At 39.1% G+C, this 13,815-nt stretch carries 11 protein-coding genes and 1 tRNA gene; 8 read left to right on the top strand and 4 right to left on the bottom strand.

All coding sequences use genetic code 11. The features are described 5' to 3' along the window. The first annotated feature begins 19 nt into the window (after positions 1-19). The 7 genes from ACFX5U_RS21405 to ACFX5U_RS21375 all read left to right on the top strand — a co-directional run bounded on the left by ACFX5U_RS21405 (position 20) and on the right by ACFX5U_RS21375 (position 8,999). Entirely contained in the window at positions 20-1,399 is a 1,380-nt protein-coding gene (locus tag ACFX5U_RS21405; protein WP_280571461.1) for an NADH-quinone oxidoreductase subunit N, read from the top strand. Between the two features lie 128 nt (positions 1,400-1,527). Continuing rightward, a complete protein-coding gene (locus ACFX5U_RS21400) occupies positions 1,528-1,737 on the top strand; it encodes a hypothetical protein (RefSeq protein WP_400262082.1) in 210 nt (69 codons plus the stop codon). Between the two features lie 7 nt (positions 1,738-1,744). Beyond that, positions 1,745-4,066, top strand: a complete 2,322-nt coding sequence (locus tag ACFX5U_RS21395) for a DUF5686 family protein (protein ID WP_400262081.1) — start codon at positions 1,745-1,747, stop codon at positions 4,064-4,066. A gap of 4 nt (positions 4,067-4,070) precedes the next feature. Continuing rightward, the gene (locus ACFX5U_RS21390) at positions 4,071-4,616 is read left to right on the top strand and encodes an enoyl-CoA hydratase-related protein (RefSeq protein ID WP_400262080.1); all 546 of its coding nucleotides are present in this window, start codon (positions 4,071-4,073) and stop codon (positions 4,614-4,616) included. Further along, positions 4,606-4,845, top strand: coding sequence for an enoyl-CoA hydratase/isomerase family protein (locus tag ACFX5U_RS21385; RefSeq protein ID WP_400262079.1), 240 nt, complete (start codon positions 4,606-4,608; stop codon positions 4,843-4,845). Before ACFX5U_RS21390 ends, ACFX5U_RS21385 begins: the two co-directional genes overlap by 11 nt. A 286-nt stretch (positions 4,846-5,131) precedes the next feature. After that, a complete protein-coding gene (locus ACFX5U_RS21380) occupies positions 5,132-7,621 on the top strand; it encodes a TonB-dependent siderophore receptor (protein WP_400262078.1) in 2,490 nt (829 codons plus the stop codon). A 271-nt stretch (positions 7,622-7,892) separates the two neighbouring features. After that, entirely contained in the window at positions 7,893-8,999 is a 1,107-nt protein-coding gene (locus tag ACFX5U_RS21375; protein WP_400262077.1) for an NAD(P)-binding domain-containing protein, read from the top strand. A 971-nt stretch (positions 9,000-9,970) separates the two neighbouring features. On the opposite strand, the gene ACFX5U_RS21370 is transcribed toward ACFX5U_RS21375, so the two are convergent. After that, positions 9,971-11,239: a hypothetical protein gene (locus tag ACFX5U_RS21370; protein ID WP_400262076.1), complete on the bottom strand. Its 1,269-nt coding sequence runs from the start codon at positions 11,237-11,239 to the stop codon at positions 9,971-9,973. Continuing rightward, positions 11,199-11,888, bottom strand: coding sequence for a hypothetical protein (locus tag ACFX5U_RS21365; RefSeq protein WP_400262075.1), 690 nt, complete (start codon positions 11,886-11,888; stop codon positions 11,199-11,201). The genes ACFX5U_RS21370 and ACFX5U_RS21365 overlap by 41 nt, the downstream gene beginning before the upstream one ends. 170 nt (positions 11,889-12,058) lie before the next feature. Between ACFX5U_RS21365 and ACFX5U_RS21360 the strand changes: the two genes are divergently transcribed. Next, positions 12,059-12,634, top strand: coding sequence for an HdeD family acid-resistance protein (locus ACFX5U_RS21360; protein ID WP_400262074.1), 576 nt, complete (start codon positions 12,059-12,061; stop codon positions 12,632-12,634). 73 nt (positions 12,635-12,707) lie between these two features. Here ACFX5U_RS21360 and ACFX5U_RS21355 read toward each other — a convergent pair. After that, positions 12,708-12,779, bottom strand: a tRNA-Glu gene (locus tag ACFX5U_RS21355). A 135-nt stretch (positions 12,780-12,914) separates the two neighbouring features. Continuing rightward, positions 12,915-13,556: a 4'-phosphopantetheinyl transferase superfamily protein gene (locus ACFX5U_RS21350; protein WP_038701781.1), complete on the bottom strand. Its 642-nt coding sequence runs from the start codon at positions 13,554-13,556 to the stop codon at positions 12,915-12,917. Between the last annotated feature and the right edge of the window lie 259 nt (positions 13,557-13,815).

Genomic DNA, 13,815 nt, shown 5'->3' with positions numbered 1-13,815 from the left:
ACGAATAATAGATTCGATTATGGGGGCGATTATTACATTATCAATATTAGCATTATTGGTACTTTATTTAGGATTATTTAAAGCAAACAAAGCATTATTACCGGTGTCTATAGTGGGTTTACTCGTTGTGGTAGGCTTATTGGTCCGAGATTGGACAGTTGAAGCAAACCCTTTGTATAACGGGATGATCTTATTCGATCATTACGCAATAGCTTTTTCGGTACTCTGTACCGTTGTAACCATACTCGTTCTAGTACTTTCAAAGGGGTATTTCACTTCTTCTAGCGATCATGTGGCCGAATATTATACGTTATTATTATTCTCTTTACTAGGAGCAGTCCTAGTCAATAGTTATCATAACCTAGCCCTGCTGTTTTTAGGGATAGAGATTATGTCTGTTGCACTTTATATTCTAGTAGGCATACGTAAAAAAGATCTTGCGTCCAATGAGGCTGCTCTGAAATACTTCATTATGGGCGCCTTTTCTACCGGTTTTTTACTTTTTGGTATCACCTTATTATACGGTGCATCTGGATCATTTGACCTTGAAGAAATCAAACATTATGTCGTCGATCATCCAGATCAAGTATCCCCCTTGTTCTATGGCGGTGTACTTTTGATGATGATCGGTCTGATATTCAAAGTAGGTGCTGCTCCTTTCCATTTCTGGACTGCGGACGTTTATGACGGTGCCCCTATCTTGATTACGAGCTTTATGAGTACTGTTGTTAAAATAGCCTCCTTTGCGGGATTACTGAGGTTGTTTACCTTTTCACTTTTACCTTTACAAGATTTCTGGACACCGATTTTCTTGGGCGTTGTCGTATTAACCTTATTTATTGGTAATCTTTCAGCCTTAATGCAATCATCTTTTAAGCGGATGTTGGTTTATTCCAGTATTTCGCATGCTGGTTACCTATTATTTGCAGTTGTTGCTGCAGGTCCGGATTCAGCAAATGCTGTTTTCGTTTATGGTGCAGCCTATTCATTGGCAACATTAACGGCTTTTGCAGGACTGATTCTAGTGAAAAGGACAATTGGTTCAGATCATTTCGAATCATTCAATGGACTGGCGAAAAAGAACCCCTATTTAGCTGCTGTGATGACCATAGCGATGCTTTCTTTAGCAGGGATTCCCTTGACAGCTGGTTTTATTGGTAAGTTTATGATGTTCAGTGCCGTGATGGAGCAGTATCATATTGTACTGTTGCTGATTGCAGTCTTAAATGCAGCAATTGCCGTATATTATTATTTAAAGGTTGTAGTCGCGATGTACTTCAGGACTGGCGAAGATAAACCGGTCGCTATAAACGCCAATTATGTTTTTCTCTTTGTTGTAACCACCGTTCTGACGATTTTAATCGGTGTCTATCCAAATTACCTGATGCAGTTAATTTAGACGGAGTAATAAGTAAATATAGGAGATGCATCGTTTGAATAAACGATGCATTTTTATTTTTAATTTCATGCCTTGTAATTTAAAGACAAATTGTATATTGTCAATAGAATAAGTAATTGCTGATATTCATGATGTTAAAAGTGCCGATTATAACTATAATAAAAAGACTATTTATTATTGCTGTTGTGCTGGGTATTTTAACGAGCCTAGGTTTTGCACAACGAAATATAAAAGGTCAAGTGATCGATGGTCATACGGGTAAAGGAATTCCTTTAACCAGTATTTCGTGGAGTGGTAATACGGCTGGAAACTTCGGCCGATACATTAGGGAATTTTAATCTCTTCTTGCGATTAGAGTTTGATCAGCTTGTTTTTCGAGCAGTCGGATATGAAGCAAAAATAGTAGATCTAAATGTCACCAAAGATTCCGTTCTGAATATTTTACTTTTTGCGAAGAACACTCATATTGGGGAAGTTCTTGTGGAGCGTAAGAGTAAGAAATATAAAGATCCTGCGCTTGCGTTGATCGAAAAGGTAATCGCACATAAGGATGCGAATCATATTTCTAGATTAAAGCAGATCCAATACGAAGAATATGAAAAATCACAGTTTGGAACCATAGATTTAAAAGTAAAGACGAATAAGTTACCAAGCAAGTTGCGGTTCTTATTTGAGAATAAAGATACCTTAAGCATACCCGGGAGCTCCATTCTACCCTTTTATCTAGAAGAAAATGTATCAGAGGTTTATTCTACATTCAAGCCTTCCCGCAAGAAAAAAATAATTATAGGGCATCAGGTAACGGAGCTGAACAAGCGCTATATTAACAATGCCAATATCCAGAGCTATTTTCAAGATCAATTTCGAGATATTGACCTTTATGAGAATAATATTCAGCTCATTAGTAAAGCCTTTTTAAGCCCCATTGCAGGCAATGCACCTACCTATTATAAGTATACAATTAAAGACACCATAGTACATCAAGGATTACGTTTTATCGAGTTGGGATTTGAAGCAAAATCAAAAATGGATGTACTTTTTAAGGGGTCATTATGGGTTTCCGATGATGATCGCTATGCCGTCTACCATGCCGATATGCAACTCGAAGAAGAAGCAAATATCAATTGGGTGAATGCCATCAATGTCGGCTTAGAATTTGAGAAGCACCCAGCGGGGCAGATGTTGCCTAAACGAGCCAATCTCCAGATTTTGTTCGGTACTTCTAAAGGAAATGCATTATATGGAAAGAAAGAGACCTATTTTTCGAAATACAAAGATGACCCTATTGATGACGTCATTTTTGCGGGTATTCCAATTGAGAAGCGCTACCTTGAAAATAAAGATTCCATTATATGGGATAAAATAAGGGTCGTTCCGTTGACAAAAACCGAGGCTAATACCTATACCAATATTGATTCATTATCGGATATGAAGTCCATTAATCGCTTAATGGCGGTAGGTTATTTTTTAGCAAAAAGTTATTACAATGTGGGCAAATTTGAATTTGGACCATTAGAGTATACCTATAGCTTTAATGAGATAGAAGGAAGTAGGATTCGGTTAGGTGGACGTACAACAGAACTGTTATCGGATAAGTTTTTTTTAGAAGGCTATGCCGCATACGGTACCAAAGATCAAGAGTTAAAGTACTATTTGAATGTTGCCCATACCCTAAATGGAAAATCAATTGTCCAGTTTCCTGCGCATTACCTTTCGGCAACAATACAGCATGATGTTATGGAACCAGGGCGTGGCTTAAGCTATTTGAAAGGAGATGGCTTTTTTCAATCGTTCCGAAAAAATAAACCCACGAAATGGTTAAGAAATGATATTTTTAAACTCGAGCACCTGATCGAGTTCGGCAATCACGTTAGCATTAGCACAGCCATTACGCGACATGAGCGAGCAACAGCAGGCACCCTTTCATTTGTCACAGGGGGTATTTCACCAGATACGCTTGCCGGTATTAATACCAACGATATTCAGATTAAGTTGAGATGGGCTCCAGGAGAGCAATTCTACTACCGCAACTTAGAACGAACCCCGATAAGAAACAAATTTCCCATTTTATCTTTGCAGTACAATAAAGGTTTAGATGGTTTTTGGAGTGCTAATCAACGATATGATGCATTACGGGTCAAAATTTTTAAACGCATATTGATGTCGCCAGCTGGAACTGCAGATGTGGAATTAAGTGCGGGTAAGCTTTGGGGAACACTTTATTACCCTATATTAGAAATGCCCGATATACAAGCGGATAAGTCAGGGCCATTGCAAAATTTTGATTTAATATCAAATATGGAGTTTGTGGCCGATCGTTTTATCAAATTTGCCTACTATCACCATTGGGATGGCTATATATTTAATCGAATACCTTTATTACAGCGCTTGAAATGGCGGGAGGTAACTGGATTTAAATTTTATTATGGAAAATTGAGTGATCATAATAACCCAAATATCAATACCGACCTCATTCAGTTTGATCGTGATGATGAAGGATTGGATAAAACCCGCGTAATGGGTAATCAACCTTACATGGAGGGTATCGTAGGGATTGATAATATTTTTAAAATATTTAGAGTTGAATATAAAAGACGGTTAACCTATCTGAATTACCCTAACGTATCCCGAGATACGTACGGAGTATCTCTTCATTTAAATTTTTAGCATTATGGAATTTCAAAATCTTTTGTACCGAGTTGAAAATAATATCGCATTTATTACGATAAATAGAATTCCCGCATTAAATGCCTTGAATCAGCAGACTCTTGACGAACTTGAAGTTGTGCTAATAGCTGTAAAGGAAAATGCGCTAGTAAAAGGAGCTATCATCACAGGAGCTGGTGAAAAAGCTTTTATTGCAGGTGCGGATATTAAAGAATTTATGGCTCTGGAACATGCCGATGCAAAAGATCTTTCGGAAAGAGGTCACTATATTTTCACGGAATTGATCCAAAACTCGAAAAAGACGATTATCGCAGCTATTAATGGTTTTGCTCTGGGAGGTGGACTGGAATTAGCGATGGCTTGTCATATGCGATTTGCATCTGAAAATGCAAAATTAGGACTCCCCGAGGTTTCTTTAGGACTGTTGCCAGGCTATGGGGGAACGCAAAGATTAACCCAATTGGTGGGCCGCGGAAGAGCTTTGCAAATGATACTCACGGCAGATATGATTACCGCCGAAGAGGGTTTCTCGAATCGGATTGATCAATGAAGTAGTGACCGCCGACGAATTGCTCGATAGGTCTGTATCCGTGCTCCAACGTATATTCTCTAGATCAAGTACGGCGGTGGCAGCAGCTATTGATGCGGTAAATGCATTTGATTATGGTAAAAGAACGGGCTATGAGGTCGAAATTGCACATTTCTCCAATCTCTTTTTAACAGCAGACTTTAAAGAAGGCGTTGATGCTTTCTTAAAAAAAAGAAAACCGAACTTCTAATGCCACATAAAAACTGTATTTGGCCTTGATTACCAGCTATATGACGCCACTAATCAAGGCCATTTGACTATACCCCTTATAGCGATAGACCTTTTATTTTCATCTTGATTCTCAGTCAACTTTTTTAAGTTGTGTTTCCTATCTAGTAAACTGATTTTACTCATTTTCAGTTAAATAAACTCTTTGTTCGGATAATCTTTATTTTTAATTGTTCTAAATAAGGATTTTTAATACCTTTGTTGCAATCTATTTAGATTAATTAAAGATAAATTCCAAGACTATCGAAATGAACAAATACTTACTTACTGCAGCTTCTTCACTTTTAATCGGAGCTAGTGCATATGCTCAGACCTCAGGTGTAATAAAAGGAAAAGTTGTAGATGCTAATCAAAACCCACTCAGTGCAGTCACCGTAACCATTGGTGATAAAACGATAAGAACAGATCATAAGGGACACTTTAGACTGGATGGAGTTGACCGTAACACGGTTATTCGCTTCTCTTATATGGGATATCAAACGAGTACCATAGCGCATGAATACGATGTAAATAATGCGGAAATTGTATTAAAAGCAATTGTACTGGTTAATGGTGAACAAGAGATGGATGAGATAGAAGTATTTGGCGAACGTCATAAAAAGCCAAAAGGATTGGAGATGATCACGCGAATGCCCTTAAAACCATCCGATCAAATCCAAAGTATTTCTGTCATTTCCAGTAAAGTGATTCAAGATCAAGGTATCTTGACTTTGACAGATGCAGTTAAGAATATACCCGGAGTTACCTTATTTGGTTCTTATGGAGGTGTGAAAGAATCATTATCAACCCGTGGTTTCCGTGGGGTACCTGTATTGAAAAACGGGGTGCGTATGGATTCTCAGTTCCAGACTGCTTCGGGAGTTGTGGATATGCAAGGGGTCGAATCGATACAGATGATCAAAGGATCTGCTGCAGTCACGCAAGGCGTGATCACCGATATTGGTAATGCAGGAGGTGTGATCAATGTGGTAACCAAAACACCGCAATTTGAAAATAAGGGTGAAGTAGGTGTTCGTGTGGGTAGCTGGGGACAATTCCGTCCGACTTTTGATTTCCAAACCGTTTTAGATAAAAAACAAACGGTCGCTTTCCGTATGAACGGTGCTTATGAAAGAGGCGATAGTTACCGTAAAGGTTTACAATCAAACCGTGTTTATATCAACCCCTCTTTAACCTGGAAACCGAGTGAAAAAACGACCATTACATTGGAAGGAGATTACTTCAATGATAATCGTACACCCGTTACATCAGCCGTAAACCTGAATCCTAAGCAAGATGTCAATGCCTTATATGTATTGCCCAATGATCGTTTTTTAGGATTTGATTCGGACAACAACAATACGGCGATGAATAGTTTTATGGCGCAGATGAACCATGAACTGACCGATCGTTGGTCTATTCGTGCTTCCATAGCAAAGTCTTCTTATCAAGTGGACAATCAATCTACCGCTGCAGGTTTGATTGCCGATGATGCTAAGCAATACAATACGTTTACGCGTACGATGAATAAGAGTCTTCGCGACGATAAGAACACGACTTTCCAGTTTGATTTAATCGGACAGGATCTCTATACCGGTAAAGTAAAGCATATGGTACAGGCGGGTGTAGATTACCGTATTGCGGATGCTTCGACTACGGCTTTTGGTTCTAAGTTTAGTCCTTTAGAAAAAAATGTGCTGTTGACCCAAGCGCAACAAAAGCAAACCTATATTGACATTATTGATGTTCATGGCGATTGGACCAATGACCTGACCCAAGTAGGTTATGTCGATTCATTGGGCGTAGACCGCCAAGGATACAAGATCGCTTATACACCAAAAGATCCCGTACGTAGCTATTATTCATCAATTGGTTTTATGGCACAGGATGTCATCGAGTTCAATAAGTATTTCAAAGCGGTATTAGGTTTACGTTATTCCGAGATCATCACGAAAGATTTTGTTTCCAATGGCCAGAAACGCGAATCTGCGTGGAATCCAATGGCAGGAGTTATCGTAACACCATTTGAGAACTTCAATGTCTTCGGGTCTTATACAAATTCGACCAACCTGCGAAGTGCGGCCAACCCTATGGTGGACGGAGGTACAGCAGGAGCTTCTACTACAGCACAGTTTGAAGGAGGAATCAAGTCAGATTGGATCAACAATCGTTTACGTTTCAATTTGACGTATTTTCATATCAATACGTCCAACTTGACCAATGCCGAATATACACCGAATTCCAGCGATCCAACAGGCTTATACTTTAAGGCAGGAGACTTGGTTCGTGAAGGTATCGAGGCCGAGTTGAATGGACGTGTTCTGGAAAATTTGACCGTGATGTTAGGTTATGCTTATCTCGATGCACGTTATGAGAACTCGCCATCCTATGTGAATGGTTCGGCACCGATGAATGCTCCTAAAAACACCGCTAATGCGTGGGTACAATATGTCGTCAATAAAGGTGCATTGCGTAATCTGAGTTTGAGTGCAGGCGTTTATTATGTGGGCGAACGTCCTGTCAATGAGTACAGTACGAAATATGATGGACATACTTATAACGCAGGTATAAAACCATTTGACATGCCAGCGTATACGACATTAAATGCGCAAGTAGGATATAGATGGAGACAATTCGATGCCAAATTGTTCATCAATAATATTACGGACGAGGTTGGATTAAATTCATACTTCCGTGGTGGTTACATCAACCAGATTGATCCGCGCAATGTTGCATTCTCGTTGAATTATAAGTTTTAGTCGCTTTACATTGACTATATACGGATAAACTCTTATTGACTTAATCCATGATTTTAAATAAAAAAGACCGCATCAAAACTAAATTTTGATGCGGTCTTTTTTATTGCGTTACATTTTTCTATCAACATTTGAACTCTTGATTTTGCATCAATCGACTTATTTAGATTTTTCCTAATAGGAATAGGCAATATAATGATACAATTAGTATCTTGTCGTTAGCCGGATAAGTCCTAAAACAATAAGGAAGCTAGTCCTATAAAAATTTATCATTATGGAAGCTGATAAAAACCTACAAATTCGTCCAGATTTTTTCTACAAGGTAGATATTGTTGTCATTGGTGCAGGTCAAGCAGGTCTATCTGCTGCATATCATCTTAAAAAAGCGGGGATAGAGCCGGGAAAGGGTTTTGTGGTATTGGATGATGAGTTTGCCCCAGGTGGAGCTTGGCAACACCGGTGGGACTCTTTGACGTTGGACAATGTCAATGGAATAAATGACCTCCCAGGAATGGGATTCGCAGATGCTGTAAATACGAACGATGTCACTTTGCAAGCAAATATAGCGCTTCCTAAATACTACGAACAGTACGAGAAATCATTTGGTTTACCCGTAGTTCGTCCTGTACGGGTGAGGGAAGTAACGAAACGAAATGGACGATTTCTTATCCACACCAATGGTGTTCAATTCAATGCGCGTGGATTTATCAATGCTACAGGTACGTGGAAAACTCCAAATTGTCCAAGATATCCAGGGTGGGAAAAATTCCAGGGTAGACAATTGCATACAGGTGAATACCATCATGCTGAAGAATTTATTGGCAAACATGTCATTGTTGTAGGTGGTGGCATTTCGGCAATCCAGTTGTTAGGAGAGATTTCCAAAGTCACACAGACTACTTGGGTCGCTCGTCGCTCGGTCGATTTTGTCAAGGGTGATTTTACACCAGAAATTGGACGTGAGGCAGTTGCTCAAGTTGAAAAAAGGGTACGCGAAGGGTTGCCTCCAAGTTCAGTTGTCTCCGTAACGGGATTGCCCCTGACGCCGGCTATTGAAGAAATGTTGCAAAGAGGTATCTTAGATCGCAAACCTATGTTCGATGAGATTATTGAAACAGGTGTGAGGTGGAAGGATGGAAAAACATTGGATGCAGATGTTATTTTTTGGAATACAGGTTTTCGACATTCCCTAGATCATCTTGCGCCATTAAGTTTAATCAATGATAAAGGCGGAATCGAGATGACAGGAAGATTAGCGACACAGGTGACCAAAGATCCACGAATACATTTAATAGGTTATGGACCATCGGCATCTACTATTGGTGCCAATCGTGCAGGAGGTGCGGCAGCTCGCGAGTTGGTGTCTTATTTAAAGTTATAAAATGAGCTAATTCCACTATTAATCACTTTTGAAACCTTCTCCTCTTGAGCGATGTCACGAATAGACTCATGCTGCATGTTTTTTTGCTTTCCGCTATGCCGAGAGATGGTTTCTAGCATACTTGTACAAATACGAGACCGTATGGTTAGAATAGTGCATTATTTTGTAATTGGACATTTATAAAACACAAGCTTCAATAGTTGATGTGCTAACCAATTGTGGAATTGGTCGGTAAAAGTGTAAATATTGGTGAATAGGCAGTACTACTTTTTCACTTATGCTAGTTACTTATTTGAGGTATCGGTAATACTCCTTTTTTACTTGAACAACTTATTTGGCTGATGTGGGCAGTTTTTGTCAATGTTGGGGTTTATTCATCACGACATAGTTACATGTAGATGTAAAAGACAGCTAAGTTCATCAGGGCTGCCAATTTTCTAATGATTGTTGCTCAATTCTTTTTAAGAAGTATCCACTAGTCCACAAGTAGGGGATACTTACTTGCTACGGCTATATGCGTATGTGCAATATTACATGATGAAGTTAAAGAAGTGATTAATTCTTCTGTTAAACTGTTTCTATCTTACGAAGATAGGAATCCTTATTTATGACACGGTCAGTGCAATGTGCATGAGGTCCACCCTATTGAAAGAAGAGACATTAATGTTCATATTTGAAGTATCATGCTTTAAAAACAGTTATCACAAGTTGGTATACTGCGTGATCGTGTATGAGAAAAGTGTATAGCAAAACCGATAAAGTAGTCAAAGAAAGCGGCAAATGTTGACCGTAAACAGGCCTCCTAAGCCTTGGGAGCTGTTTTTGTTTAATTGAAAATACAGTTTTTTGTATTTTTTTGAAGAATATTTAATGATTGTTGTGCTAACTTGTCAACTATACTGGATTTTCTGTATAGTAGGTACTCTGTAATATAAAAAAGCGAATCAAAAGATTCGCTTTTTTAATTCTTATTATCTTTTATTGATTCGTCCTTTGAATGCACTTTTACCATCCATAAAAGCTTCTAGCACGATTCTTCCTTTCGGAAGATGGGTGAGGTCATAGCTGAATAATGCATTTTTAACCGCTTTATATTCATGTTTTTGCCAAAGCACACCATCAACGGTAATCTGAACCGTCATATCATTGAGCTTGTTGGATACAACATTCAATTCCGTTTTGTCGATAACTGATCTTGGGTATAGCGAAAATGCATGTCGCGCTATTGTCGTATCCATTTCAAAACCTTGGATAGCCTTGAAGCTAAACATTTCGCCACTACCACAGTCACTCTCAAAAGCATGGATGAGATTACCATTCATATCAAATAAACGGAGGTGTCCATCTCCTTTTTGAGGTTGTGCCCAGAACTGTAGACCATTGCCCGCCGTATCGATCAAGCGAAGGGAATGATTGCCTTCCGATAGACGGATGGTATCAGTATACACGGTTTCAACCGCTAGCTGTGTCGCTATTTTCTGGTAGACTGTATCTTTTTGTGCATTGACTAGATAGATGCTGTTGTCTTCCGGATTTTTGTTCGTTAACAATTGCAAGACAAATTCAGCAGGAAATCTTGGTGGAGCTGTGAAAATCGTTTCCATATTATTGTCTCCTGTCCAAGCATCTTTCTTTCCATTAGGTTGATTAAGCGTCACTTGAAATGTGTTTTCACCATCTTTTTCCTGAATCTCCCCTGGTAAGATGACATCAGCGACCTGGTTGAATGGCAGATTTCCTTTCCAATGGAATGTTTTAGTCGGGAAACCCTTAGTCCCGTAAACGATAGTCAATGAACGAATGGGGTCCGATCCTAAGTTTCTGAAGGAAATACGTGGCCCAGAGCTAGCGGGATTCAACCTCGAAAAACGTTGTTCATCACTGGGTACCATAATCGATTCAACCGCTACATCCGTCTTTTGCTTTGGTGCCGAATAATGGAACAAGAAGGATGAGATGTTTTCAGTAGCCTGTATATTATCTGTCGCAGTATAAGGTTCCATCATTAAAGACACCTGATGTTTACCCGGTTTGGTGAAAACGTCGATGACATCTGCCTTTTGCAAATCACCAGGACACCAGTAGGCACGGTCGTAGATCCAAGTACCGCCTTGAGGATAGAGCGGGTTGTCTCCACATTTTTTCCACATATCACGTTTGTCTACGATTTTACCATCCAGCGAGATCTCGCGCCAGCGACTACAGAAACTCACTACAGCCACGTGGCTTGTCCATACCATGACCGGTATGCTGTATGCGGATACGGCTTAATGCTGCACCGTTTTTTGATTCATAATCTATCGGTAAGAGATGCTCTTCAATTTTTTCGTTCGGATCACCATACTTATAGGCCTTATTCCATAAAGGCTCCATACCTAGCGGTGTCACAACTGAGGGGCCAGATAAGATCTCAAAATCTATGCTGAGTGCCCAACCTACCGTTTTATCTTCATAACCGGTGTGCACATAGACAATTTCGACACTATCACGTAACAATGGAGCAAAGTCAGTTACATCCACCTGCCATTTCCAGCTCCACCCTTTATTGTAAATACTGCCATAAGGCGTTAGCATTCTGCTCAATTCATAGTTAAGCTCAGGAGTATTTTTACCGCCTTTGCGACGTAGTATAATATGATCGAGGTAATCCCAATGCGCGGTGTTGATGCTGTCAGGGCTACCGAGCGTAACGTGCATGGTTACTTTGCGGATAGGAGCATCGTTTTTAGGGAACACACCCCATGCAGGGTAAGGGTTTGCAGCTGTGACAGGGTCACAAATAACCGTAGTACGGTTATGGGTAACAACGTGGCTTACCGCGGGTTTCTGGGCTATGGCGCTAAAACCGATGATAAGGCAAAATAAGGTTAGGATTGATTTTAAGTTCATTAATGTTAAGCTATTTTTTTAAAAACATAAAGATAAGATGTTTTATCAATGTCCTGAAGGAGTAGGTCTAGTATTTGTCTAAAAAACACTTTTCATACGTTTAGCTTAAATATGATTAAGATTTTTAAGTATAATTAAGGTATATTTAAGTTAATTAAAACTTAACTCATATGGAAAATCCAATTTTAGAAAAAATCAAAAGTTCTGTAAAACATTGGTATATACCTTTGATATTAGGCATCTTATTTATTTTAGTTGGAATATGGGTGTCTAGGACTCCTTTGGCGGCCTACTTGACATTGGCCATTATATTTGCAACTACGTTTCTGGTAGCAGGTATACTTGAAATCATCTATGCCATCGTCAATCGAAATACACTGAACCATTGGGTTTGGGAATTAATTAGTGGCATTATAGGGTTGTTCTTAGGTTTTCTGTTGATTTCAAATCCTGCGATCTCTATGGTAGCGCTCTCGCTTTATGTGGGTTTTGGAATCCTATTTTATTCGATTAAGGGCATTGGAAAAGCTCTTGAACTAAAGAAGCATGGGTTTAAAGGATGGATCTATACGATGATTATAGGTGTGGCTGGCTTAATACTATCTTTCATTATGATTTGGAATCCCGTTTTCGGAGGGATGACAATCGTATTCTATACTTCATTCTCCTTTATCATACTTGGAGTACTGAATATCTTTTTATCGATTAAAATGAAGGGCTTAAATAAACGTTTGGGAGAGTTTTAACAATAAAAATCCAAAATCTGGCGTTTTGACTTTAAGACATAAAAAAAGCGACTCTTTTGGAGTCGCTTTTTTGTAGCCCGTAGGGGAATCGAACCCCTGTTTCTAGAATGAAAATCTAACGTCCTAACCCCTAGACGAACGGGCCATTTGTTTATTAATGTGATGCAAAGATAAGCGCATTTTTAACTCTTCCAAAATAAATGTGACACCTTTTTCGTAACTCTTTGAATCTGAATAAAATTATTTTTTTTCGAGCCCTTTTTTCATGAAGAAATCGGTCCTATTCGACCACGTATGCCAGTAAATAGTCATTGAACTTCTCATAATGCACATTAAAAAAGCGATTGTGCTGTTCACTTTCCAAATACAACTGCAATATGCCGTCTTCTTCGTATTCAAAAGGAGAGATGGTCATATTATGCAAGAAAGAAACGCCTGCATTGCCCTGTAATTTGTAAACGGCTTCTTTGGCACTCCAACAAGCATAGAGCTGGGCCAAACGATTTTCTCCATGCGTTATAAAATGGAGTTCTTCTTCTTTGAGAAATTTATGCGCGATACGCTCGACTTTAGATTTAATGATTTCCATATCGATACCCACTTCACCTGCCGAACTGATGATGGCTCCAGCGTAATCAAAAGAATGGGTCAGCGATATCTTTTGTGGGAAATTGCCAAGATAAGGTTTACCGTTGCTATCTGAAGGACAATCGATATAGGAAGTTGTATTGAGCAGGGTGCGCAAGAGGACCCGTGTAGCAAGCCAATGTAATCGCCGCTTACCATTGGATAGGCTGATGAGCTTTTGTTCCTCCAGCGCGCCCAATTGCAGTTGGTTGGACAGGGTATGCTCATCTTCTTCAATGCGCCAAATCGCAAATTTGGTGTGCTGGTCCAATTCTCGTAGGTATACTAAGCTCATACTCAAACTTAGATAAATTAGTTTTGATATAAAAGGGGAGGGAGCAGAAACTTGATCCCGTTGGAATAATAAAAGAAATAGCAGAAAGTCCTGTTCAATAGGACCGATTATGTTGTGTTTTTGCCAAAAATATTTCTTGCTGGAAGACGATAAATCAATAACTTTGTTTTTTTATATCACACATTTAAAATTGTAAATAAAACAAATTTATCTAAGTTTGAAAATAAATGATTGAAGGTGGCCTTTCTATCGTATTGAG

Source organism: Sphingobacterium sp. SG20118 (assembly GCF_044740685.1).
GTDB lineage: Bacteria > Bacteroidota > Bacteroidia > Sphingobacteriales > Sphingobacteriaceae > Sphingobacterium.
The sequence above is the reverse complement of the archived record's forward strand: the minus strand, read 5'-3'. Positions and strand labels throughout refer to the sequence as shown.

Bases quoted from the DNA above. Each gene is read 5' to 3' on its own strand.
- ACFX5U_RS21405 (WP_280571461.1), top strand. From the start codon at position 20: ATGGGGGCGATTATTACATTATCAATATTAGCATTATTGGTACTTTAT.
- ACFX5U_RS21400 (WP_400262082.1), top strand. From the start codon at position 1,528: ATGATGTTAAAAGTGCCGATTATAACTATAATAAAAAGACTATTTATT.
- ACFX5U_RS21390 (WP_400262080.1), top strand. From the start codon at position 4,071: ATGGAATTTCAAAATCTTTTGTACCGAGTTGAAAATAATATCGCATTT.
- ACFX5U_RS21380 (WP_400262078.1), top strand. From the start codon at position 5,132: ATGAACAAATACTTACTTACTGCAGCTTCTTCACTTTTAATCGGAGCT.
- ACFX5U_RS21375 (WP_400262077.1), top strand. From the start codon at position 7,893: ATGGAAGCTGATAAAAACCTACAAATTCGTCCAGATTTTTTCTACAAG.
- ACFX5U_RS21370 (WP_400262076.1), bottom strand. From the start codon at position 11,239: ATGGTATGGACAAGCCACGTGGCTGTAGTGAGTTTCTGTAGTCGCTGG.
- ACFX5U_RS21365 (WP_400262075.1), bottom strand. From the start codon at position 11,888: ATGAACTTAAAATCAATCCTAACCTTATTTTGCCTTATCATCGGTTTT.
- ACFX5U_RS21360 (WP_400262074.1), top strand. From the start codon at position 12,059: ATGGAAAATCCAATTTTAGAAAAAATCAAAAGTTCTGTAAAACATTGG.
- ACFX5U_RS21350 (WP_038701781.1), bottom strand. From the start codon at position 13,556: ATGAGCTTAGTATACCTACGAGAATTGGACCAGCACACCAAATTTGCG.